This is a genomic window from Pseudomonas sp. G11 (assembly GCF_029457515.1).
Taxonomy (GTDB): domain Bacteria; phylum Pseudomonadota; class Gammaproteobacteria; order Pseudomonadales; family Pseudomonadaceae; genus Aquipseudomonas; species Aquipseudomonas gorinensis.
Map to the genome: position 1 here is coordinate 953774 of NZ_CP120377.1, position 22229 is coordinate 976002.

General features: G+C 60.9%; 21 protein-coding genes and 1 pseudogene. 13 read left to right on the plus strand and 9 right to left on the minus strand.

The annotated features are described in order from the left end of the window. Positions 1 to 16 precede the first annotated feature (16 nt). From P2T68_RS04240 to P2T68_RS04285, 10 genes and pseudogenes are all read left to right on the plus strand, one after another. A complete protein-coding gene (locus tag P2T68_RS04240) occupies positions 17 to 1507 on the plus strand; it encodes an aldehyde dehydrogenase family protein (RefSeq protein WP_024073106.1) in 1491 nt (496 codons plus the stop codon). 17 nt (positions 1508 to 1524) lie between these two features. After that, positions 1525 to 1614, plus strand: a pseudogene (locus P2T68_RS04245) (outer membrane lipoprotein carrier protein LolA); the annotation flags it as partial. 50 nt (positions 1615 to 1664) lie between these two features. Then, positions 1665 to 2948, plus strand: coding sequence for an FAD-binding oxidoreductase (locus P2T68_RS04250; protein ID WP_024073107.1), 1284 nt, complete (start codon positions 1665 to 1667; stop codon positions 2946 to 2948). Between the two features lie 374 nt (positions 2949 to 3322). Further along, complete coding sequence (locus P2T68_RS04255; protein WP_024073108.1) at positions 3323 to 4459, plus strand: branched-chain amino acid ABC transporter substrate-binding protein; 1137 nt, start codon at positions 3323 to 3325, stop codon at positions 4457 to 4459. A gap of 206 nt (positions 4460 to 4665) precedes the next feature. Continuing rightward, positions 4666 to 5580 carry a branched-chain amino acid ABC transporter permease gene (locus tag P2T68_RS04260; RefSeq protein ID WP_024073109.1) on the plus strand — a complete coding sequence of 305 codons (915 nt, stop codon included), beginning with the start codon at positions 4666 to 4668 and terminating at the stop codon, positions 5578 to 5580. A gap of 2 nt (positions 5581 to 5582) precedes the next feature. After that, positions 5583 to 6860: a high-affinity branched-chain amino acid ABC transporter permease LivM gene (gene livM, locus P2T68_RS04265; RefSeq protein WP_024073110.1), complete on the plus strand. Its 1278-nt coding sequence runs from the start codon at positions 5583 to 5585 to the stop codon at positions 6858 to 6860. Further along, positions 6857 to 7732, plus strand: coding sequence for an ATP-binding cassette domain-containing protein (locus tag P2T68_RS04270; protein ID WP_024073111.1), 876 nt, complete (start codon positions 6857 to 6859; stop codon positions 7730 to 7732). The genes livM and P2T68_RS04270 overlap by 4 nt, the downstream gene beginning before the upstream one ends. After that, the gene (locus P2T68_RS04275; RefSeq protein WP_024073112.1) at positions 7729 to 8445 is read left to right on the plus strand and encodes an ABC transporter ATP-binding protein; all 717 of its coding nucleotides are present in this window, start codon (positions 7729 to 7731) and stop codon (positions 8443 to 8445) included. The genes P2T68_RS04270 and P2T68_RS04275 overlap by 4 nt, the downstream gene beginning before the upstream one ends. An 805-nt stretch (positions 8446 to 9250) precedes the next feature. Continuing rightward, positions 9251 to 10018 carry an SDR family oxidoreductase gene (locus P2T68_RS04280; RefSeq protein WP_024073113.1) on the plus strand — a complete coding sequence of 256 codons (768 nt, stop codon included), beginning with the start codon at positions 9251 to 9253 and terminating at the stop codon, positions 10016 to 10018. 217 nt (positions 10019 to 10235) lie between these two features. Beyond that, positions 10236 to 11141: a cation diffusion facilitator family transporter gene (locus P2T68_RS04285; protein WP_041160827.1), complete on the plus strand. Its 906-nt coding sequence runs from the start codon at positions 10236 to 10238 to the stop codon at positions 11139 to 11141. A 58-nt stretch (positions 11142 to 11199) separates the two neighbouring features. Here the strand turns inward: P2T68_RS04285 and P2T68_RS04290 are convergent, their stop codons facing one another. The 5 genes from P2T68_RS04290 to ureE all read right to left on the minus strand — a co-directional run bounded on the left by P2T68_RS04290 (position 11200) and on the right by ureE (position 14912). Continuing rightward, positions 11200 to 12321, minus strand: coding sequence for an AGE family epimerase/isomerase (locus tag P2T68_RS04290; RefSeq protein WP_277379088.1), 1122 nt, complete (start codon positions 12319 to 12321; stop codon positions 11200 to 11202). 171 nt (positions 12322 to 12492) lie between these two features. Beyond that, positions 12493 to 13065 (minus strand): HupE/UreJ family protein, encoded by a 573-nt coding sequence (locus P2T68_RS04295; RefSeq protein ID WP_024073116.1) that lies wholly within the window; start codon positions 13063 to 13065, stop codon positions 12493 to 12495. A 21-nt stretch (positions 13066 to 13086) separates the two neighbouring features. After that, positions 13087 to 13701: an urease accessory protein UreG gene (gene ureG / locus P2T68_RS04300; RefSeq protein ID WP_012721947.1), complete on the minus strand. Its 615-nt coding sequence runs from the start codon at positions 13699 to 13701 to the stop codon at positions 13087 to 13089. Between the two features lie 39 nt (positions 13702 to 13740). Further along, a complete protein-coding gene (locus P2T68_RS04305) occupies positions 13741 to 14415 on the minus strand; it encodes an urease accessory protein UreF (protein ID WP_069075156.1) in 675 nt (224 codons plus the stop codon). Then, positions 14412 to 14912, minus strand: a complete 501-nt coding sequence (gene ureE, locus P2T68_RS04310) for an urease accessory protein UreE (RefSeq protein ID WP_024073118.1) — start codon at positions 14910 to 14912, stop codon at positions 14412 to 14414. The genes P2T68_RS04305 and ureE overlap by 4 nt, the downstream gene beginning before the upstream one ends. Positions 14913 to 15248: 336 nt before the next feature. Here ureE and P2T68_RS04315 point away from each other — a divergent pair, with 336 nt between their 5' ends. Beyond that, positions 15249 to 15770: a C40 family peptidase gene (locus P2T68_RS04315; RefSeq protein WP_024073119.1), complete on the plus strand. Its 522-nt coding sequence runs from the start codon at positions 15249 to 15251 to the stop codon at positions 15768 to 15770. A 5-nt stretch (positions 15771 to 15775) separates the two neighbouring features. Here the strand turns inward: P2T68_RS04315 and P2T68_RS04320 are convergent, their stop codons facing one another. After that, positions 15776 to 16408 carry a TetR family transcriptional regulator gene (locus P2T68_RS04320; protein ID WP_024073120.1) on the minus strand — a complete coding sequence of 211 codons (633 nt, stop codon included), beginning with the start codon at positions 16406 to 16408 and terminating at the stop codon, positions 15776 to 15778. A gap of 162 nt (positions 16409 to 16570) precedes the next feature. Next, the gene (locus tag P2T68_RS04325; RefSeq protein WP_168232248.1) at positions 16571 to 17014 is read right to left on the minus strand and encodes a hypothetical protein; all 444 of its coding nucleotides are present in this window, start codon (positions 17012 to 17014) and stop codon (positions 16571 to 16573) included. Between the two features lie 358 nt (positions 17015 to 17372). Between P2T68_RS04325 and P2T68_RS04330 the strand changes: the two genes are divergently transcribed. After that, on the plus strand, positions 17373 to 19442 hold the full coding sequence (locus P2T68_RS04330; protein WP_024073122.1) for an AsmA family protein: 2070 nt from the start codon (positions 17373 to 17375) through the stop codon (positions 19440 to 19442). Between the two features lie 227 nt (positions 19443 to 19669). On the opposite strand, the gene P2T68_RS04335 is transcribed toward P2T68_RS04330, so the two are convergent. Next, the gene (locus tag P2T68_RS04335; RefSeq protein ID WP_277379089.1) at positions 19670 to 20200 is read right to left on the minus strand and encodes a ferritin-like domain-containing protein; all 531 of its coding nucleotides are present in this window, start codon (positions 20198 to 20200) and stop codon (positions 19670 to 19672) included. A gap of 176 nt (positions 20201 to 20376) precedes the next feature. Between P2T68_RS04335 and P2T68_RS04340 the strand changes: the two genes are divergently transcribed. Continuing rightward, a complete protein-coding gene (locus P2T68_RS04340) occupies positions 20377 to 21267 on the plus strand; it encodes a triacylglycerol lipase (protein ID WP_024073124.1) in 891 nt (296 codons plus the stop codon). A gap of 24 nt (positions 21268 to 21291) precedes the next feature. Here the strand turns inward: P2T68_RS04340 and P2T68_RS04345 are convergent, their stop codons facing one another. Then, positions 21292 to 22179, minus strand: a complete 888-nt coding sequence (locus tag P2T68_RS04345; RefSeq protein ID WP_102625707.1) for a DMT family transporter — start codon at positions 22177 to 22179, stop codon at positions 21292 to 21294. Between the last annotated feature and the right edge of the window lie 50 nt (positions 22180 to 22229).

Here is a 22229-nt window from a genome sequence, read left to right on the forward strand (position 1 = left end):
ATTGAAGGAGTGACCCATGGTTGCCGCATTGCTTGATCGTCTCGGGGTAAACCCGGCGCTGTACCAGTCGGGTAAACAGCCCGTGCATTCGCCGATTGATGGCAGCCGTATCGGCAGCGTGCACTGGGAAGGTGCCGCCGAGGTGGAGCAACAGGTCAGTCGCGCCGAGCATGCATTCGAGGCCTGGCGCAAAGTGCCAGCGCCACGCCGTGGTGAGCTGGTACGCCAATTCGGCGACGTGTTGCGTGAATACAAGGCCGACCTGGGCGAGCTGGTGTCCTGGGAAGCCGGCAAGATCACCCAGGAAGGCTTGGGTGAAGTGCAGGAAATGATCGATATCTGCGACTTCGCCGTCGGCCTGTCGCGCCAGCTGTACGGTTTGACCATCGCCTCTGAGCGCCCCGGCCACCATATGCGTGAAACCTGGCACCCGTTGGGCGTGGTCGGCGTGATCAGTGCTTTCAACTTCCCGGTGGCCGTATGGGCGTGGAACACCACCCTGGCCCTGGTGTGCGGCAACGCCGTCATCTGGAAGCCTTCGGAAAAGACCCCGCTCACTGCCCTGGCCTGCCAGGCGCTGTTCGAGCGCGTACTGAAGAACTTCAAGGATGCCCCGCAGTACCTGAGCCAAGTGATCATCGGTGGTCGTGACGCCGGTGCCGCACTGGTGGATGACCCGCGTGTCGCCCTGATCAGCGCCACCGGCAGCACGCGTATGGGCCGCGAAGTCGCGCCGAAAGTCGCCGCGCGTTTCGCCCGCAGCATCCTTGAACTGGGCGGTAACAACGCAATGATCCTCGGCCCGAGCGCCGACCTGGACATGGCCGTGCGCGCGATCCTGTTCAGCGCCGTCGGCACCGCCGGCCAGCGTTGCACCACCCTGCGCCGCCTGATTGCCCACGAGTCGGTCAAGGAAGAAATTGTCACCCGCCTCAAGGCGGCCTATTCCAAGGTGCGCATCGGCCACCCGCTGGAAGGCAACCTGATTGGCCCGCTGATCGACAAGCACGGCTTCGACAATATGCAGGACGCCTTGGAGCAAGCCCTGAGTGAAGGCGGCAAGGTGTTTGGCGGTAAGCGTCAGTTGGAAGACAAGTTCCCGAATGCCTACTACGTGTCGCCAGCGATCGTGGAAATGCCTGAGCAGAGCGACGTGGTGTGCACCGAGACCTTCGCACCGATTCTCTACGTGGTCGGCTACACCGACTTTGCCGAAGCCCTGCGCCTGAACAACGCGGTGCCGCAAGGCTTGTCGTCGTGCATCTTCACCACCGATGTGCGCGAAGCCGAGCAGTTCATGTCGGCAGTGGGCAGTGACTGCGGTATTGCCAACGTCAACATCGGCCCGAGCGGCGCCGAAATCGGCGGCGCGTTTGGCGGTGAGAAAGAGACCGGCGGCGGTCGTGAGTCGGGTTCGGATGCATGGCGCGGTTACATGCGTCGCCAGACCAATACCGTGAACTACTCGCTGGAGTTGCCATTGGCCCAGGGCATTACCTTCGACTGATTTCTGTAGGAGCGAGCTTGCTCGCGAAGATCGTCAACGATCAGGCGGGCAACCTGAATGAGCGCGATGTCCTTGCGTTTTTCGCGAGCAAGCTCGCTCCTACAGTGATGGTGTTGAACAAGAAAAATTGTTTGTTAGGTCTCATCGGAGTCTGGCAATGGCACTGCGCGAAACATGTTTGTGGGAACACCTCACCCCCGGCCGGCCGGATCGCGCCGCGCTCAAGGGCGAGGTCAAGGTGGATGTGTGCGTGATCGGTGCCGGGATCACCGGTTTGTCCGCGGCCATTCACTTGTTGGAACAGGGTAAAAGCGTCGCCGTGCTGGAAGCCCATCGCACCGGTCATGGCGGTTCGGGGCGCAACGTCGGGTTGGTCAATGCCGGCCTGTGGATTCCCCCGGACGAGATCGAAGCCGGTTTCGGCGAGGCGGTGGGCAGCCAGCTCAACCGCATGCTGGGTGCGGCACCGTCCCTGGTGTTCAGCCTGGTCGACAAATACAACATCGATTGCCAATTACGCCGCGAAGGCACCTTGCACATGGCGCACAACGCCCGTGGCGAAGCGGATCTGCGCAGTCGTGAAGAACAATGGAAGCGCCGTGGCGCGCCGGTCGAGCTGCTCACCGGCCAGGCCTGCGAGCAGGCCACCGGCACCCAAAAAATCGCCGCAGCCTTGCTCGACCGGCGCGCGGGCACCTTGAACCCGATGGCTTACACCAGTGGTTTGGCGAATGCGGCGGTCGGGCTGGGCGGGCAATTGTTCGACCATTCCCCGGTGACCCAGCTGGAACGCCAGGGTTCGCACTGGTCGGTGCAGACGGCCAACGGTGCGGTGCAGGCTGCACAAGTCGTGATCGCCTCCAATGCCTACACCGAAGGCGAATGGACCGAGTTGCGGCGCAATTTCTTCCCCGGTTACTACTATCAGGTGGCTTCCGCCCCATTGACCGACGCCGCGGCCCAGCAAATCCTCCCCGGTGGCCAAGGTTCGTGGGACACGCGCCAGGTCTTGAGCAGCATCCGCCGCGATGCCGATGGCCGCCTGTTGCTCGGCAGCCTGGGCAATGGCAGCCAGAAACCGACGTGGTTCCTCAAGGCGTGGGCCGATCGGGTGCAGCAGCATTACTTCCCGTACCTCAAATCGGTGCAATGGGAATACACCTGGACCGGTTGCATCGCGTTCACGCCCGATCACCTGATGCGCCTGTTCGAACCTGCCCCCGGCCTGGTCGCGGTAACGGGCTACAACGGGCGTGGCGTGACCACCGGCAGCGTGGTGGGCAAGGCATTCGCCGACTATTTGTGTCACCAGAATCCCCAGGCCCTGCCGATTCCGTTTACGCCAATGCAACCACTGGCCGCGGTGGGCCTGCGCAGCTGCCTTTATGAGGCCGGATTCTCGCTGTATCACGCAGGGCAATGCTTGAGGATCGTGATCTGATCAGCGAGATACCGCTCAGAAGCCTGCGTTTTCTGAGTAGGCTACTAATCTGTATTGGTGCAAGTCGTAGCAGTCGCGCACTGTAAATGTGCAGTTCCGTTACGCAGTCGGTTACAGCTGTAGGAACTGTCGTTTATCGCTTTGGTTGCAGGTGCGACCCGCCAGGGTTGTACTTTTTTGGCTGTAGGGTTGCACCTCTTGATACTAGAGGGTTGCACGTCCTGGCGAGCGGAGTCGAAACATCTGAAATAACAATGACACCGTGTCTTTTTGAAGAATAAAAACGTAATGGCACGAGGCTTGCTCAGGGCTTTCAGTGAAAGGTTTGAACGCAAGTTGTCGTGCCAAAAATCAAAAATATCGGAGCACCACTCATGTCCCAGACGTTTTACAAGAAAGGTTTTCTGGCCCTCGCCGTTGCAGCGGCACTGGGTGTTTCTACGTTTGTTCAAGCTGATGTGAAGATCGGCGTAGCGGGGCCCATGACCGGCGCCAACGCGTCGTTCGGTGAGCAGTACATGAAAGGTGCCCAGGCGGCAGCCGAGGTGATCAACAAGGCCGGCGGTATCAACGGCGAGAAGGTCGTGCTGGTTGCCGGTGACGATGCGTGTGAGCCGAAGCAGGCTGTGGCCGTGGCCAACCGCCTGGCGGACCAGGACAAAGTGATTGGCGTGGTCGGGCACTTCTGCTCGTCGAACACCATCCCGGCCTCCGAGGTTTACGACGAAGCGGGCATCATCGCGATCACCCCTGGCTCTACCAACCCACAAGTGACCGAACGCGGCCTGGGCGCCATGTTCCGTATGTGCGGCCGTGACGACCAGCAAGGCATCGTCGCCGGCGATTACATCGTCGACGTGCTCAAGGGCAAGAAAGTCGCGGTCATCAACGACAAGGACACCTACGGCAAAGGCCTGGCCGACGCCACCTCCGCCCAGTTGACCAAGCGCGGCGTCAAGCCGGTGCTGGAAGAGGGCCTGACCCGTGGCGAGAAAGACTTCAGCGCCCTGGTCACCAAAATCCGCTCCCTGGGCGCCGACGTCGTGTACTTCGGTGGCCTGCACCCGGAAGCCGGTCCGCTGGTCCGCCAGATTCGTGAAGCGGGCCTCAAAGACGTCAAGTTCATGTCCGATGACGGCGTGGTGACCGATGAACTGGTGGCCACCGCTGGCGGCGCGCAATACGTCGATGGCGTGTACATGACCTTTGGTGCCGACCCGCGCCTGCTGCCAGACAGCAAGGCCGTCGTGGAAGAGTTCCGCAAGGCCGGTTATGAGCCAGAAGGCTACACCCTGTACGCCTACGCCTCGCTGCAGGCCCTGGCCGCCGGTTTCAACGGCGCCAAGTCCAACAAGGGCGAAGACGCCGCCAAATGGCTGAAAGCGCACCCGGTCAAAACCGTGATGGGCGAGAAGACCTGGGACGCGAAGGGCGACTTGAAAGTCTCCGACTACGTGGTTTACCAGTGGGATAAAGACGGCAAATACCACCAGCTGGAAAAGCAGAAGTAATCCAACTGACTGCATGAGTTCTCTGTAGGCGCGAGCTTGCTCGCGAAGAACGTCCACGATGACGCAGGCATCCTGAATGCACGCGGCGTTCTCAGGTTTTTCGCGAGCAAGCTCGCTCCTACAGGGGGCCTTGCTAAGCCTCTGTTTTCCTCCAGAAGCGCCGCACACCTACTGGTGTGCAGGTGCTCACCGCGTGAGATTGCGTTATGGATGGTATTTTCCTGCAGCAACTGGTCAACGGCCTGACCCTCGGGTCGGTCTATGGCCTGATCGCCATCGGCTACACAATGGTCTATGGCATCATTGGCATGATCAACTTCGCCCATGGCGAGGTTTATATGATTTCCGCTTACCTCGCGGCGATCAGTCTGGCACTGCTGGCTTACTTCGGCATCGAATCCTTCCCACTGCTCATTCTCGGCACCCTGATCTTCACCGTGGTCGTCACTGGCGTTTACGGTTGGGTCATTGAACGTGTCGCCTACAAACCGCTGCGCAACTCCACCCGACTGGCACCGCTGATCAGCGCCATCGGGATCTCCCTGATCCTGCAGAACTACGCGCAGATCGCCCAGGGTGCGAAACAACAAGGCATTCCAACCCTGCTGGCCGGCGCCTGGCGCGTCGACATCGGCAGTGGGTTCGTCCAGCTCACGTACACCAAGATCTTCATCCTCGTGGCGGCGTTTGCCGGCATGGCGTTGCTCACCTACATCATCAAGTACACCAAGCTCGGCCGCATGTGCCGCGCCACCCAGCAAGACCGCAAGATGGCCTCGATCCTGGGGATCAACACCGACCGCGTGATCTCCTACGTGTTTATCATCGGTGCCGCCATGGCGGCCCTGGCCGGCGTGCTGATCACCCTCAACTACGGCACGTTCGACTTCTACGCCGGCTTCATCATCGGCATCAAGGCGTTTACCGCAGCGGTACTCGGCGGCATCGGTTCCCTGCCTGGGGCCATGCTCGGCGGGATCATCCTGGGTATTTCCGAGTCGTTGTTCTCGGGGTTGATCAACTCTGACTACAAAGACGTGTTCAGTTTCTCCCTGTTGGTGGTGATTCTGATTTTCCGTCCTCAGGGCCTGCTTGGTCGCCCACTCGTGGCGAAGGTGTAAACATGTCTGCTGCCAAACCTATCGATATCAAGAAAAGTGTGGTCGATACGATCCTTGCCGGGCTTATTTCGCTGATCGTATTCGGTCCGATCGTCGGCGTGGTCCTCGACGGCTACAGCTTCAACCTGGAACCTGCGCGCGTGGCCACCTTGGTCGCCATCGTGATGGCCGGCCGCTTTGCCCTCAGCCTGTTCCTGCAAACCCCCAAGGGCCTGAAGATTCTGCAAGGCTTCGAAAGCAGTGGCTCCGGCGTGCACGTACTGCCACCGGACTACAAGTCGCGGCTGCGCTGGATCATCCCGGTGTTGATCGTGATCGCCATCGTGTTCCCGATCTTCGCCAACAAATACCTGCTGACCGTGGTGATCCTCGGGTTGATCTATGTGTTGCTGGGCCTGGGCCTGAACATCGTGGTCGGCCTGGCCGGCTTGCTCGACCTGGGTTACGTGGCGTTCTACGCCATCGGTGCCTACGGCCTGGCGCTGGGCTACCAGTACCTCGGCCTGGGCTTCTGGACGGTGCTGCCCCTGGCAGCCATCTGTGCGGCGCTGGCGGGGTGCATACTCGGATTCCCGGTGTTGCGAATGCACGGTGACTACCTGGCCATCGTGACCCTGGGCTTCGGTGAAATCATCCGGTTGGTGCTGAACAACTGGCTGTCATTTACCGGCGGCCCGAACGGTATGCCGGTGCCTTCGCCAACCTTCCTCGGCCTGGAGTTCGGGCGCAAGGCGAAGGATGGCGGGATTCCGTTCCATGAGTTCTTCGGCATCGATTACAACCCCAACATCAAGTTCATGTTCATCTACATCGTGCTGTTCCTGGTGGTGCTGGCTGTGCTGTACATCAAGCACCGCCTGACCCGCATGCCTGTAGGTCGTGCCTGGGAGGCCTTGCGCGAAGATGAGATCGCCTGCCGTTCCATGGGCCTGAACCATGTATTGGTCAAGCTCTCGGCGTTCACCATTGGCGCTTCCACTGCCGGCCTGGCCGGGGTGTTCTTTGCCAGCTACCAGGGCTTCGTCAACCCGTCGTCGTTCACCTTCTTCGAGTCGGCGCTGATCCTGGCCATCGTCGTACTGGGCGGCATGGGCTCGACGGTTGGCGTGGTGATTGCGGCATTTGTATTGACCGTCGCCCCGGAACTGCTGCGCAGCTTCTCCGAATACCGCGTGCTGCTGTTTGGCGTGTTGATGGTGGTGATGATGATCTGGCGACCGCGTGGGCTGATCCGCATCAGCCGTACCGGCGTGACCCCACGTAAAGGAGTGGCGCCATGAGCAAGGAAATCGTCCTCAGCGTGGAACACCTGATGATGCACTTCGGTGGCATCAAGGCCTTGAGCGATGTGAGCCTCAAGGTCGAACGCAACTCGATCTTCGCCCTGATCGGCCCCAACGGCGCGGGCAAGACCACCGTGTTCAACTGCCTCACCGGCTTCTACAAAGCCAGCGGTGGCAAGATCGAGCTCAACGTACGCGGCAAGCAGACCAACGTGATCCAGTTGCTCGGCGAGCGCTTCAAGGCCGTCGACTTCGTCTCGCCGAAAAGCTTCTTCAGCCGGGTGTTCTACAAGATGTTCGGCGGTACTCACCTGGTCAACCGTGCCGGCCTGGCCCGCACGTTCCAGAACATCCGCCTGTTCAAGGAAATGTCGGTGCTGGAAAACCTGCTGGTGGCCCAGCACATGTGGGTCAACCGCAACATGCTGGCGGGCATCCTCAACACCAAGGGCTACCGCAAGGCCGAAAGCGATGCACTCGACCATGCGTTCTACTGGCTCGAAGTAGTCGACCTGGTGGACTGCGCCAACCGCCTCGCCGGCGAACTTTCCTATGGCCAGCAACGCCGTCTGGAAATCGCCCGCGCCATGTGCACGCGACCGCAGATCATCTGCCTCGACGAGCCCGCGGCGGGCCTCAACCCCCAGGAAACCGAAGCCCTCAGCGCGATGATTCGCCTGCTGCGCGACGAACACGACCTCACGGTGGTGCTGATCGAACACGACATGGGCATGGTGATGAGTATTTCCGACCACATCGTGGTGCTCGACCACGGCAACGTGATCGCCGAAGGCGGGCCGGAAGCGATCCGCAACGACCCGAAAGTGATTGCCGCCTACCTGGGTGCTGACGAAGAGGAGCTGGTATGAGTGCGCCTATCCTCGAAATGAAGGACCTGGATGTGTTCTACGGCCCGATCCAGGCCCTGAAGAAAGTCTCGCTGCACATCAACGAAGGCGAGACCGTCAGCCTGATCGGCTCCAACGGCGCGGGTAAATCCACGCTGCTGATGTCGATCTTCGGCCAGCCACGGGCGGAGTCGGGGCAGATTCTCTATAACGGTGTCGACATTACCCACAAGTCGTCCCACTACATCGCCTCCAACGGTATTGCGCAGTCGCCGGAAGGGCGGCGGGTGTTCCCCGACATGACCGTCGAGGAAAACCTGCTGATGGGCACCATCCCTATCGGTGACAAGTTCGCCCAGGAAGACATGCAGCGCATGTTCGAGCTGTTCCCGCGGCTCAAGGAGCGGCGTAACCAGAGGGCCATGACCATGTCCGGTGGCGAGCAGCAAATGCTCGCCATTGCCCGCGCGCTGATGAGCCGTCCCAAGTTGCTGTTGCTGGATGAACCGAGCCTGGGCCTGGCGCCGATTGTGGTGAAGCAGATCTTTTCCACCCTGCGCGAACTGGCCTCCACCGGGATGACCATCTTCCTGGTGGAGCAGAACGCCAACCACGCACTGCGCTTGTCGGACCGGGCGTATGTGATGGTGAACGGCGAGATTCGCCTCACAGGCACCGGCAAGGAGCTGCTGGTGAACGAGGAAGTGCGCAACGCCTACCTCGGCGGCCACTGATCCAAATAACAATGCAGTCCCCCTGTGGGAGGGGGCTTGCCCCCGATGGCGGTGTATCAGTCGGCACATCTGATACTGACCCACCGCTATCGGGGGCAAGTCGAATCGTCGCACCGCCCCTCCCACATTTGGTTTTATGGTGCCCACAAGGGCGATCCCAAATTGTGGAAAACAAATCCAGCCTCCCTCCAAAGCGCGACATATAGCCGCCGCAAATCCCTGTTTTGTCACAGTTTTGACTTGTCCCCATCCACTGTGGAACCGGCTGTGGGTAACGTGGGAGTAGCTGGCTGAACGCCTTTAAAACCGTGGCTTCCAGCTGTGTGGTTGTTTTTTGATCAGTGGCTTTTTTGCGGCCGATCGAGGGGTTTGTCAACCTGTTTAAAGACACAGGTATATGACTGAAATATGTCCCGCCAGCCTGTGGATAAGTCTGTGATTAAACTCTGGAAAGACTGCCGCAGAGGCCGAAATGACTGGCCTGGAGCCATCGTTCGATTTTCCCCGCTGCCTATGGGGCTACATACGCCTGCGCTCAGGTCAAGCAAAAAACTTTCTAAAATCGCCTGAAAGCCTTGTACACAGCGGCCTGAAGCGTTTTGCACTTGCCCCCAAAGACTGTGGGCGCAGCTGTGGATAACCTGCGTGCATATGGCTGCAAGCCACGGCTCATAAGGCTTTGCTCGTTATGGTTAAAAAATGACCAGGCGTGAGTGAGGTGATGTGCATAGCGGTTGCCGCAACCGCGGCGTAAAGGCATTCTGCTGGCTGATTTTTTTTCCCCGATGCCCGCAAGGAGAACACCATGTCCAACACGCTGTTTATTACTGGCGCCACCTCAGGTTTCGGCGAAGCCTGCGCCCGTCGGTTTGCCGAAGCCGGCTGGAAACTGGTGCTCACCGGTCGTCGTGCCGAGCGTTTGAACGCGTTGGTCGAAGAGCTTTCCAAGCAGACCGAAGTGCATGGCCTGGTGGTGGACGTCCGTGACCGCAAGGGCATGGAGGATGCCATCGCCAACCTGCCACCATCGTTCGCCACGCTGCGCGGCTTGATCAACAACGCCGGGCTGGCCGTGGGCACTGACCCTGCACCCAAGTGCAACCTCGACGACTGGGAAACCATGGTCGACACCAATATCAAGGGCCTGCTGACCACCACCAGCCTGCTGCTGCCGCGCCTGATCGCCCATGGGCGTGGTGCCGGGATCATCAACCTGGGCTCCATTGCCGGCAGCTACCCGTATCCAGGCAGCCACGTGTATGGCGGCTCCAAGGCGTTCGTGAAGCAGTTCTCGCTGAACCTGCGTTGCGACCTGCAAGGCACAGGCGTGCGCGTGACCAATATCGAGCCGGGCTTGTGCGAGAGTGAGTTCTCCCTGGTGCGCTTCGGTGGTGACCAGGCGCGCTACGACGCCACCTACGCCGGCGCCGAGCCCATCCAGCCGCAGGACATTGCCGACACCATCTTTTGGGTGCTGAACACCCCTGCGCACGTCAACATCAACCGGTTGGAACTGATGCCGGTGAGCCAGACCTGGGCTGGGTTTGCGATTGAGCGTGGGGCTAAGGCCTAAGCCGCTTACGCCATACACTGTAGGAGCGAGCTTGCTCGCGAAAAACGTCAACGATGACGCGTGCATTCTGACTGCACGTGGCGCCCTCGGGTTTTTCGCGAGCAAGCTCGCTCCTACAATAAATGGCGGCAAATCGGTCAAAACAGGCCATAAGGTACACTCCACTCCTGAAAACCCCACCGCATCCAGCGGTTCAAAGGTTTTGACGGGAGGAATTGTGAGTAACCGAGGTGAGCAGTCGCTGCTCAAACAATCGACGATCCTGATGTTCGCTGTCGCGATCGCCGGGATTGTCACGGGTGTGGTTTCTGGCGCCCAATCCATTTTATTCGACGGCTTTTTCTCGCTGATCGCCACCGCCATCAAGGTGTTGATGCTGATCACGGCCAAGCTGATCGCCAAGAAAAGCAATGAGCGTTTCCAGTTCGGCTACTGGCACTTGGAGCCGATGGTATTGCTGATCGAAGGCAGCTTCCTGCTGCTGATCGCCATCTATGCGTTCCTTAACGGTGTGTTCGGCATTATCAATGGCGGGCGCGAGATCGAGTTGGGCCTGGTGATTATCTATGCCGCGGTATTTACCGTGGTCGAGTTCGCCTATTTCTTCTATGTGCGCTACCGCAACCGCAGGCTCAAGTCATCGCTGATCCAGTTCGACAACATCAGTTGGCTGGTGGACGCGATGCTTTCGGTGGGCTTGCTGGTCAGCTTTCTCGCCGCGCTGTTGCTTAAGTCCCAGGGCTATGGCGAGTGGGCGGTGTATGTCGACCCGTTGATCCTGATCCTGCTGGCCCTGAGCATGCTGGCGCCGGCCTTCAAGATCCTGCGCCCGGCCTTGCGCGAGGTGTTGGGGATTGCCCCGGACCACTTGGACGACAAGGTGCGTGAAGTGATGGACGCCGCCCAGGCCAGGCATGGTTTCGAAGACTACGTGTCCTACGTGCAAAAGCACGGACGGGCGCGGTTTATCGAGATTCATGTGGTGTTGCCGGCGGACTACCCGGTGGATAGCGTCGCGACCCTCGACGGGCTGCGCGAAGAGATATCCACAGGGCTGGGCAAACCGGATGCGGCGCGCTGGTTGACGATCAGCTTTACCGGGGATCGCAAGTGGATTGCTTGATGGTCAGTTAGACCGAGTCGTCTGCATCGGGGGCTTGCCCCCGATGAGGCCCTGAAGGTCACCCGAGATGCTGGATCAAACCCTGATAACAGGTCGCCAAATGATAAGGCGTGGTCGACGGCATATCCCGCCGGCTCACGTCGCCTTTGGCATCCAGGCATTCATGCCAGCCTTTTTCATGCAGGAAATGCTGTTGCAGCGCGAGCAATTGGCGCTGCAGCACGGCCTCACTGCCAGGCCGCAAGGTCAGTGCCCGCAGGTATTCCGCCTGGGCCCAGATACGCTGGGTGCCGTCGCGCACCGTACCGTCGAGTGCCAGCATGCCGCTGACCGCCCCGGTCGCGCTATCCACACCCTTGTGCTCTGCGTAGGCAAACGCCCGCGTCAGTGACCCATGCAGTGGAGTGCCGTGCAGCACGGGCGACGATTCCAGCAAAAAGAACCACTCGAACTGGTGCCCCGGCTCAAACCAGTTATCCACAGCGCCCAGCGGTTTTTCCATCATCACGCCATGCTGACGTTCGATAAAGCGCTGCTGCATGGCCGTCGCCAGGCTCAGCAGGGCCGCTTGCACGCCGGTATCCTCACGCACCGCCAGGGTGGCGAGGAAGCCTTCGGCCAGGTGCATCAGCGGGTTTTGCAGCGGGCCGGACTTGAGTGATGACCAGTTGCGCTCCAACACCGCCTCGTACAGGCCATCGCCGTTGGCGAAGCGCTCGGCCACCACTTCCAGGGCGGCATTCAATACCGACTCCACCAGCGGCTCACGCACCTTGGCCCAGTAGTGGGCGCAGGCAAAGATGATGAAGGCGTGGGTGTAGAGGTCCTTGCGTTTGTCCAGTGGCTGGCCGGCAGGGTCGATGCTGTAGAACCAGCCGCCATGTTCGGCATCGTGGAAATGCCGTTGCAGGGAGCGAAACAGCGCCGCTGCGCGTTCTTCGGCAAAGGCGGCACCGGGTACGCCGATCAGGCTGGCGAACAGGTACAACTGCCGTGCGCAAGCCATGGCGCGGTAGCGTTGCGGGGGCAAGGGCCGGTGATCGGCGTCCAGCGCCTCATAGGGTAACGTCAGCTCGGCATTCCAGCCCGGGCCCTGCCAGAGCGGCACGATCACGTCATGGAAGTGCGAGAGCACGGCATTCAAGGAAGACTGGGGGGTGGAGCTTGGAACGGTGGGCATCGGCTGGCGTCGTCACGGCAGGGGTGTAGGCGCGCATGGTAGCAGGCTTGGGATCAGTGGTGTCTGCGCCACCGCTATCGGGAGCAAGCTCCCTCCCACATTTGGATTTGTGAACACAGTCAAATGTGGGAGGGGGCTTGCCCCCGATGAGGCCCTTACAAACGGCGCAAATCAGCCCGCCAGCAACCACACCCCAGTCGCCGCCGAAGCCGCCCCGGCAACCCGCACCAACGGCGCCGCCGCAGCCGGCAGCCAGCGCACCAGCGCATACCCGGCGGCGTGCAGTGCAGCGGTCGCGCCGACAAACCCTGCGGCATACGCCCAAGGGCTCGACATGTCTGGCAGCTCAAGGCCATGGGCAACCCCGTGGAACAAGGCAAACACCGCCGTCGCCGCCACCGCCACGAACAACGGCGGACGCACTGCCAGCGCCACCGCCAGGCCCAGTGCCAGCACCGACGCGGCAATCCCGCTTTCCAGTGCCGGCAACCCCAGGCCCTCAAAACCCAGCACGCCGCCTATCAGCATGGTGCCCACAAACGTGCAAGGCAGGGCCCAACGCGCCGCGCCTTTTTGCTGCGCGGCCCACAGGCCTACCGCCACCATGGCCAGCAGGTGGTCGATACCGCCCAATGGATGGCTGATACCGGCCACCAGGCCGTTGTCGCCATGGCCGGGGTGAGCGAAGGCCAGGGCAGGGGTGAGCAGCAGGGCGGCGGCGCCGAAGAGTTTTTTCAGGCTCATGGACAGGTTCCTTAGGGTTGATCAGGCCGCGGTCAACAGACCTTGGCGTTCGATAAAGGCGACGATTTCTTCCAGGCCGACACCGGTTTTCTGATTGCTGAACACGAAGGGTTTGCCGTTGCGCATGCGCTGGGTGTCGCTGTTCATCAGTTCCAGCGAGGCGCCGACCAGCGGTGCCAGGTCGATCTTGTTGATCACCAGCAGGTCGGATTTGCAAATACCGGGCCCACCCTTGCGGGGCAGCTTGTCGCCGGCCGACACATCGATCACGTAGATGGTCAGGTCCGACAGCTCCGGGCTGAAGGTGGCCGACAGGTTGTCGCCGCCGGACTCCACCAGGATCAGGTCCAGGCCAGGGAAGCGGCGGTTGAGCTGGTCCACCGCTTCCAGGTTGATCGAGGCGTCTTCGCGGATCGCCGTGTGCGGGCAGCCACCGGTTTCCACGCCGATGATGCGCTCGGGCGCCAGGGCCTGGTTGCGCACCAGGAAGTCGGCGTCTTCGCGGGTATAGATGTCATTGGTGACCACCGCCAGGTTGTAGCGATCACGCAGCGCCAGGCACAGGGCCAGGGTCAGGGCGGTCTTGCCGGAGCCCACCGGACCGCCGATGCCGACGCGCAGAGGTTGTGTGTTCATGTGCTTCTCCAAAATAAAAGGCCTCCGACGTAAAAGGACCTATGAACGGAACAGGCGGCTGTACTGGCGCTCATGGGCCATGCATGCCAAGGACAGGCCGAAGGCGGCACTGCCAAAATGGTTGGGGTCGATGCGACCGGCGTCCTGTTGGGCCTGTTGCAGCAGCGGCAGCAGTTCGCTGGTCAGGCGCTGGGCGGCTTGCTGGCCGAGGGGCAGGGTTTTCATCAACACCGCCAATTGGTTTTCCAGCCAGCTCCACAGCCAGGCAGCCAGGGCATCGTCGGGGCTGATGCGCCAGGCGCGGGCGGCCAGGGCCCAACCGAGGGCCAGGTGGGGTTCGGTGTGTTGATCGAGCACTTCGCGAGCGTCAGCGTCGAGCTCGGGCAAGCCGTTGAGCAGTTGTTGCAGGGAGTAGCCCATCTGCCGGCTTTCCTGATACAGCTCGCGCGTCTCACGACTGGCGCGGTGTTCTGCGCACAACTGCGCCAACTGCGGCCAATCCTCGTCCGCGGCAGCACGGCAATGGGCAAGCAGCAGCGGGGCTTCGAAGCGTGCAAGGTTGAGCAGCAACTGGTCGCTGATCCAGCGTCGGGCGCTGTCGGCATCACTCACGCGGCCATTTTCCACGGCCATTTCCAGCCCCTGTGAATAGCTGTAGCCGCCAATCGGCAGTTGCGGACTGGCCAGACGCAACAGCGCCCAGGCTGGGTTCATAACCGTACGCCGAACTGGTGCAGCTTGGGCGGGTAGTTGAAATCTTCGTCGCCATGGCGCGAATGATGATGGCCGCCGCCATAGGCGCCATGTTCCGGCTGGAAGGGCGCTTCGATGGTTTGCGTGGTGGCACCCAGTTGATCGAGCATCGCCTTGAGCACGTAGTCGTCCAACAAGCGCAACCAGCCATCGCCGACCTGCAGGGCGACATGGCGATTGCCCAGGTGATAGGCGGCACGGGTCAGTTCAAACGCGCTGCTACAGGTGACATGCAGCAGTTGTTCAGGACGCGCGCAGACGCGTACGACACGTCCGTCTTCAGCTTGTAGGAATTCGCCATCGTGCAGCGGCGGTTGGCCACGCTCCAGAAACAGGCCGACATCTTCGCCGTCGGCACTGAAACAGCGCAGGCGACTTTTGCTGCGCGCTTCGAAATTCAGCAGCAATTCAGCGGCCCAGAGGGCCTGCGGGGCGATTCGGCGGTGGATCACCAGCATCAGGAAACTTCCAGCTATGAGCGATGCAAGAGCTAGAGCAAGGGCCTTGCCAATCATGCCGTGGAGTAGGAATTGCCTGTAGGTGCGTGGCAGTGCTGCCGAATAGGGCGTCAGAAAACTTCGCCAATGTTTCAAATTGGTGCGTCGTCCTGTTTATGGCACCAAATATGTGCGCTTCTCCTTGGGGCGGACGGGGGCTGCAGGAAATCTCTTTCATCTTTTTTATCGCTGAATTTTTTCGGATTTGTCCTACGTGCTCACAGGAATAGGAGTTCATCGGATTACCTGATCGTTGATTAGGATTTGCGCCGTGCTCAATCCACGACGGGTTCCACCATGTTCAAATCAATTGTGTGTGTATTCATTTTCGGCCTTTTCCTGGTCACCACGTCTTCATCGGCCAATATCCAGAAGCGCGCTGTCGCCCCTCTCAAGGTCGACACTGCCCTGCCAGCCCTGTCACGCAAACCGTCCATCGACGATGTGATCGATCGCGCTCATGAGTTACTCGGTACGCCCTATAAATGGGGTGGGAATTCAGTCGAGCAGGGCTTCGATTGCAGCAGCTTCCTGGTGTACCTGTTCAAGACCCAGGCCAATATCCACCTGCCGCGTACCACGGCGGCGATGCATGGTTCGAAGGCCGCCACGATCAAGCGCAACGCCTTGAAGCCTGGCGACGCGGTATTTTTCAAAGGTAACGGGCGCGGGCGGGTGAGCCATGTCGGCCTCTACATAGGCGAGGGCAAATTTATCCATTCGCCACGGGCGGGCAAAACCGTGCGTATCGACTCGCTGAGCAACCGTTACTGGGACCGTAATTTCACCACCGCCAAGCGTTTCCACGCCGCGGGCTGAGGGACTTACTCCGTGCTGCCCAGGCCCTGCCAATGCTTGAGGCCGATAAAGATAAAGCGCAGTTGCTGGGTGATTTTCGCCTGGGGCGTGAGGTGGGCCGGGAGGGCCTGGGCGGGAGGGTCGATGATGTCGGGCAGGGTGGCGAACACGCTCTTGACGATCAGGTCGGCCATCACGTGCAAACCGTCGGCATCCAGGTGCTGGAGCTTGGGCATGTGGGTGAGGTCCGCCGCGAGGTCGCGGGTGATGTCTTCGCGCAGGGCACCGATGGCCTGGCGCACCGCCAGGCAGCCGCCATATTGTTCGCGGGCGAGGAACAAAAACTGCGAACGGTTGGCCGAGACCACATCGAGGAAGATCCGCACGGACGCATCGATGATGCCGCCCATCACGAATTCGTTATGGCGCACCAGGCGAATGGTGGCGCGGAAGGTCTGGCCGACTTCGCTGACCAGCACCAGGCCCAGCTGATCCATATCGGCAAAATGTCGATAGAACCCGGTCGGTACAATTCCGGCCGTCTTGGCCACTTCGCGCAGGCTCAGGCTGCCAAACCCACGGCCACACTCCATCAGATGGCGGGCTGCGTCCATCAAGGCGAGGCGGGTCTGTTGCTTCTGTTCGGCGCGGGGCAGCATGTGGGGGCGGGCTTTGTCGGCAAGTACAGCGACGCACTCTAGCAAAACAACTTCGTTGACGTCGAACTTGACGGCGAGGTGTGCAGGGGGAGATGTGACGCAGGCTACATAAAGTCAAAAGCCCGATCGGCTGATCGGGCTTTTTTCTGGGCCATCACAGGCTTAGCTCTGTGCTTGATGCAGTTCTTGCAGACGGTCAGCACCGCCTTCGGCAACGGTGTTGCGTTCTTGCAGACGGTCAGCACCGCCTTCGGCAATGGTGTTGCGTTCCTGCAGACGGTCAGCACCACCTTCAACCAGGCCTTTCTCTTCCAGGCGATTACGGCCATTTTCAGCGACGCCTTGGGTGTAGGCACGGTCGTTGGCTTGTTCAGCGCCGCCCTCTACCAGGCCTTTCTCTTCCAGGCGATTACGGCCATTCTCAGCAACGGCGCCTTTGGCGTAGTCGCGGTTTTCATCTTCTTGCGAACCGCTGCGAGCCAGGGTTTGGCTGGATTGAACGGCTTGGGCTTTATTCTGTGGGGTGGCCTGTTCCGCAGCTGGCAGGGCAAAGGCACTGGAGGCCAGGACAGACATCAGGACGGTAGCAAGGACTTGGCGTTTCATGATGGGTTGCTCCTTGGGAGGGCGATAAAGTGGGTACGGAGCTAATGCTACTCTCGATAAGTCGATATAAAAGTTCATAAACACAATGGTAATAATCAACAGAATTGATTGTTCTCGGCGGAGGCTCTAGAACGAGCCTCTCAAGCCCGCGGTTTTGCACCGGTGTGGGTATTTTCGACACGAACCTGGGTAACAATGGTGCGCCGTTGAAGATCAAATTTGCCTGGTCGGTCAGGAAAGCCGGTATCCGCGGGTTAAATCGTGCATCGGGTTAAACCCCCGTGTGGTTTACCAGTCGTAGTTTTATAGGCTGCTCTATAGGGGTAGCTCAGCCAGTCGTATTCAGGAGTCCTGTGCAATGACGCGCACTCGTAAAATCGTCGCTTGGAGCTGCGCCAGCTTCGTTCTATTAATTGCCATTGTGGCTCTGGTCCTGGTGTTCTTTGACTGGAATCGCATCAAACCCCCGCTCAATGCCAAGGTCTCCGAAGAGCTGCATCGTCCGTTCGCCATCAATGGCAACCTCGCGGTGGTGTGGCAGCGTGAGCCAGACGAAGGCGGTTGGCGTGCCTGGGTGCCGTGGCCCCATGTGATTGCCGAAGACCTGACCCTGGGTAACCCTGACTGGTCGAAAAAACCGCAGATGGTCACGCTCAAGCGCGTTGAACTGCGTATCTCTCTCCTGGCCTTGCTGGCCCAGCGTGTGGTGATCCCGCGCATCGACCTCACTGAGCCGAGCGCCGAGTTGCAGCGCCTCGCCGATGGCCGCGCCAACTGGACCTTCACGTTCGACCCCAAGGACCCCAGCGCCGAACCTTCCAGCTGGGTGGTGGACATCGGCACCATCGGCTTCGACAAAGGCCATGTGACCCTTGACGATCAAACCCTCAAGACCCAACTCGATGTGATCATCGACCCGCTGGGCCAGCCCATTCCGTTTGCTGAAATCGTCGGTGACGCCGATGCCAGGAAGGCCCTGGAAAAAGGCGCGGCCCCCCAGGACTACGCGTTTGGCCTCAAGGTCAAAGGCCAGTACCACGGCCAGAAACTCGACGGCACCGGCAAGATCGGCGGCCTGCTTGCCTTGCAGGACGCGGCCAAGCCGTTCCCTCTACAGGCCCAGGTGGACATCGCCGACACCCGTATCGCCCTGGCCGGCACCCTGACCGACCCACTCAACCTGGGCGCCCTCGACCTGCGCCTGAAACTTGCCGGCAGCAGCCTGGGCAACCTGTACCCATTGACCGGCGTCACCTTGCCGGATTCACCGGCCTACTCCACAGACGGACATCTGATCGCCAAGCTGCACGAGGCCAATGGCGCGTCGTTCCGCTACGAAAACTTCAACGGCAAGATCGGCAACAGTGACATCCACGGCGACCTGGCCTATGTCGCCAGCCAGCCACGCCCCAAGCTCAGCGGCACGTTGGTCTCCAACCAACTGCTGATGACGGACCTCGCGCCCTTGATCGGCGCCGACTCCAACGCCAAGCAAAAGGCCCGTGGTGGGATGAGCAAGCAACCGGCGAACAAAGTGCTGCCGGTGGAAGAGTTCCGCACCGAGCGCTGGCGTGTGATGGATGCCGATGTCGAATTCACCGGCAAACGCATTGTGCACAGCGCCGACTTGCCGTTCACCGACCTCTATACCCACCTGGTCCTCAACGACGGCGAGCTGAGCATGGAACCCCTGCGCTTCGGGGTGGCCGGTGGCAAGCTGGATGCGCAGATCCGCTTGAACGGCCGCACGGTGCCCATGGAAGGCCGGGCCAAACTGACCGCGCGTAACTTCAAGCTCAAGCAACTGTTCCCGACTTTCGAACCGATGAAAACCAGCTTCGGCGAACTCAACGGTGATGCGGATATTTCCGGGCGCGGCAACTCCGTGGCGGCGCTGTTGGGCACTTCCAACGGCGACCTGAAAATGTTGATCAACGATGGCGCCATCAGCCGTGGCCTGATGGAAATCGCCGGGCTCAACGTCGGTAACTACGTGGTGGGCCGCCTGTTCGGCGACAAGGAAGTCAAGATCAACTGCGCGGCGGCGGACTTTGGCATCAAGACCGGCCTGGCGACGACCCGGTTGTTTGTGTTCGATACCGAGAACGCCATCATCTACGTCGATGGCACTGCGAACATGGCCACCGAGCAGTTGGACCTCACCATCACGCCGGAGTCCAAAGGGTTCCGCCTGTTCTCGTTGCGTTCCCCGCTGTACGTCAATGGCCCGTTCATCAAGCCGAATGCCGGCGTCAAAGCCATCCCCCTGGCCCTGCGTGGCGCAGGCATGGTCGCACTGGGCGTGATCGCCGGCCCGGCCGCCGGCTTGCTGGCGCTGGTGGCGCCGAGTGGCGATGCGCCGAACCAGTGTGCGCCGTTGCTGCAACAGATGCGGGAAGGCAAGGCACCAAAGACGGTGAAAGGCTGACAGACCAAACCGCGAACAAAAATGGGGGAGGGGGGCCCCTGATGCCGTTCAGTTAAGCGTATATCGCCTTCTGTAGGAGCGAGGGGGACGCCTAGTTCTTGCTCGCGAAGAACGTCAACGATAACGCGTGTCTCCTGAATGAACGCGGCGCCTGAGAGTTCTTCGCGAGCAAGCTCGCTCCTACAAAAAAGCCATTAACTAAATGGCATTAGGGCTTGCCACAGGGGTTACAGGCTTTCCAGGATGTCGGCCATGTCATCGGCATGCTCTTCTTCCTGAGCCAGGATTTCTTCGAACAGGCGGCGCGTGGTTGGGTCTTTGTCACCGATGTACTGGATGATCTCGCGGTAGCTGTCCACCGCAATCCGCTCGGCGACCAGGTCTTCGTAGACCATTTCCTTCAGCGTATTGCCGGCCACGTACTGCGCGTGGGAGTTTTTCGACAGCAGGTCCGGGTTGAACTCCGGTTCGCCGCCCAACTGCACGATGCGCTCGGCGAGTTTGTCGGCGTGTTCGGCTTCCTGGGTGGCGTGTTCGAGGAACTCCTCGGCGGCGATCTGGGTCTTGACGCCGCTGGCCATGAAGTAGTGGCGCTTGTAGCGCAGCACGCAGACCAGTTCAGTGGCCAGCGAGGCATTGAGCAGGCGAATGATCTCTTCGCGGTCGGCGTCGTAGCCCTCGGTCACGGCGCCGTTTTCGACGTTCTGGCGGGCGCGGCTGCGCAGGGTCGCAACGTCAGTCAGGTTTGCTTCAGTCATCTCAATCTCCTGGTGCTAATCCGGTTTTGCGCCACGCTCTGCTGGCGTGATCGCTCCCAGTTGTGAGTGCCGCGCAACGCAAAAAGTTTTATTGGATTTACTGGGCGGTGTCATCTGCTCGTCGCTGGATTGGGCTAGCCTGCGCCTATCCTGTATCGATCAAGGACGTTCGCCCCATGCCGCAGTCGTTAGCCACGCGTTACCCCTTGGTGTTGGTGCCCGGCATGCTCGGGTTCGTGCGCCTGGGGTGGTTTCCCTACTGGTATGGCATCGTCCCGGCGCTGCGGGCGGGTGGGGCGCAGGTGTTTGCGGTGCAGGTCGCGCCGCTGGATTCCAGCGAGGTGCGGGGTGAGCAGTTGCTGGCGCACATCGAGCGGATTCGCCGCGAGACCGGGGCCGATAAGGTCAACCTGATCGGCCACAGCCAGGGGGCGCTGACCGCGCGCTACGCGGCGGCCAGGGTGCCGGAGTGGGTGGCGTCGGTCACCTCGGTGGCCGGGCCCAACCATGGTTCGGAACTGGCTGACCATATCCACACCCATTACCCGGCGGAGAGCGTCAGGGGTCGGATCATGAGTGCCCTGTTTCATTGGGTCGCCTGGGTGATGGGTGTGCTGGAAACCGGCTATCGCGGGCCGCGCTTCAAGGCTGACTTGCACGCCTCGCACCATTCGCTCACCAGCGTCGGCGTGGCCGCGTTCAACCGTGCGTACCCCCAGGGCTTGCCAGCAACGTGGGGCGGGCAGGGGGCTGCCGAGGTCAATGGCGTGCGCTATTACTCGTGGTCCGGCACCTTGCAGCCGGGCAAGACCGACCGCGGGCGCAACCTGCTGGACGGGACGAATCGCAGCTGCCGCCTGTTCGCCCGCAGCTTCGTGCGCGAAAAGGGCCAGTGCGACGGCATGGTCGGGCGCTACAGCTCACACCTGGGCGTGGTGATCGGCGATGACTATGCGTTGGATCATTTCGATATCGTCAACCAGTCCCTGGGGCTGGTGGGCAAGGGGGCGGAGCCGATCCGGCTGTTCGTCGAGCATGCGCAGAGGCTCAAGGCGGCCGGGGTGTAGCAGGTGCGCCGCGAGAACCATCGCTCAGGCTGCAGCGCGTTGACGCCCGACCGGCGTGGTCCAGCGCTCCGACAAAATCACCCCGCCCAGGGTCAGCAAACCGCCCACCAGGTGATACAGCGCCAGCGCTTCTTTCAACACCAGCGCTGCGATCAGCGCGGTGATCAACGGCAGCAGGTTGAAAAACAGCGTCGTGCGGCTCGGCCCCAGGGTCTTCACCGAATGCATCCATGCCAGCGGCGCGAGCATCGAAGCCAGCAAACACGCATACAGCACCAGCGGAATATTCGCCCAGCCCAGGCCGGCTTTGGCCGAGAACAGGAACAGCGGAAACAGCACCAGCACCGCCACCAGTACCTGCAAGTACAGCAACACCAACGGCGGCAGGCGCAGTTGCCACTTTTTCAGCAAGGTGCTGTAGACCGCGTAGGCCAGGGTCGCCACCAGCATCATGCCGTCGCCCAGGTTGACCCCGTGTTGCAGCAGCGCCCCCAGGCTGCCGGCCGATACCACCACCACTACGCCGGCGAACGACAGCAGCGCACCGGTGAGTGCGCCGAAGGTCAGGCGCTGGCCCAGGCTGATGATCGCGGCGGTCAGCGCCATCAACGGCATCAGGGACAGGATGATGCCCATGTTGGTGGCCGAGGTCAGGGTGGCGGCGTAATAGGCCAGGCTTTGGTACACGGCCATGCCCAGCACACCGAGGATGAAGACCTTGCCCAGGTTGCGGCGGATGATCGGCCACTGGGCAAGCACCGGCTTGAGCATGAACGGCGTGAAGAGCACGGCCGCCAGCAACCAGCGGTAAAAGCCGATTTCAGCCGGGAAGATCGAACCCACGGCCAATTTATTGACCACGGTGTTGCCGGCCCAGATAAAAATGGCCAGCAGGGGATACGCGTATTGCATCGAAAGAAACCAGGTGGGTTGATGAGGCAGGATTATCCCCTGTCTGGATC

Coding starts and splice junctions, on each gene's coding strand:
- P2T68_RS04240 (WP_024073106.1), top strand. CDS start 17: ATGGTTGCCGCATTGCTTGATCGTCTCGGGGTAAACCCGGCGCTGTAC.
- P2T68_RS04250 (WP_024073107.1), top strand. CDS start 1,665: ATGGCACTGCGCGAAACATGTTTGTGGGAACACCTCACCCCCGGCCGG.
- P2T68_RS04255 (WP_024073108.1), top strand. CDS start 3,323: ATGTCCCAGACGTTTTACAAGAAAGGTTTTCTGGCCCTCGCCGTTGCA.
- P2T68_RS04260 (WP_024073109.1), top strand. CDS start 4,666: ATGGATGGTATTTTCCTGCAGCAACTGGTCAACGGCCTGACCCTCGGG.
- livM (WP_024073110.1), top strand. CDS start 5,583: ATGTCTGCTGCCAAACCTATCGATATCAAGAAAAGTGTGGTCGATACG.
- P2T68_RS04270 (WP_024073111.1), top strand. CDS start 6,857: ATGAGCAAGGAAATCGTCCTCAGCGTGGAACACCTGATGATGCACTTC.
- P2T68_RS04275 (WP_024073112.1), top strand. CDS start 7,729: ATGAGTGCGCCTATCCTCGAAATGAAGGACCTGGATGTGTTCTACGGC.
- P2T68_RS04280 (WP_024073113.1), top strand. CDS start 9,251: ATGTCCAACACGCTGTTTATTACTGGCGCCACCTCAGGTTTCGGCGAA.
- P2T68_RS04290 (WP_277379088.1), bottom strand. CDS start 12,321: ATGCCCACCGTTCCAAGCTCCACCCCCCAGTCTTCCTTGAATGCCGTG.
- P2T68_RS04295 (WP_024073116.1), bottom strand. CDS start 13,065: ATGAGCCTGAAAAAACTCTTCGGCGCCGCCGCCCTGCTGCTCACCCCT.
- ureG (WP_012721947.1), bottom strand. CDS start 13,701: ATGAACACACAACCTCTGCGCGTCGGCATCGGCGGTCCGGTGGGCTCC.
- P2T68_RS04305 (WP_069075156.1), bottom strand. CDS start 14,415: ATGAACCCAGCCTGGGCGCTGTTGCGTCTGGCCAGTCCGCAACTGCCG.
- ureE (WP_024073118.1), bottom strand. CDS start 14,912: ATGCTGGTGATCCACCGCCGAATCGCCCCGCAGGCCCTCTGGGCCGCT.
- P2T68_RS04315 (WP_024073119.1), top strand. CDS start 15,249: ATGTTCAAATCAATTGTGTGTGTATTCATTTTCGGCCTTTTCCTGGTC.
- P2T68_RS04320 (WP_024073120.1), bottom strand. CDS start 16,408: ATGCTGCCCCGCGCCGAACAGAAGCAACAGACCCGCCTCGCCTTGATG.
- P2T68_RS04325 (WP_168232248.1), bottom strand. CDS start 17,014: ATGAAACGCCAAGTCCTTGCTACCGTCCTGATGTCTGTCCTGGCCTCC.
- P2T68_RS04330 (WP_024073122.1), top strand. CDS start 17,373: ATGACGCGCACTCGTAAAATCGTCGCTTGGAGCTGCGCCAGCTTCGTT.
- P2T68_RS04335 (WP_277379089.1), bottom strand. CDS start 20,200: ATGACTGAAGCAAACCTGACTGACGTTGCGACCCTGCGCAGCCGCGCC.
- P2T68_RS04340 (WP_024073124.1), top strand. CDS start 20,377: ATGCCGCAGTCGTTAGCCACGCGTTACCCCTTGGTGTTGGTGCCCGGC.
- P2T68_RS04345 (WP_102625707.1), bottom strand. CDS start 22,179: ATGCAATACGCGTATCCCCTGCTGGCCATTTTTATCTGGGCCGGCAAC.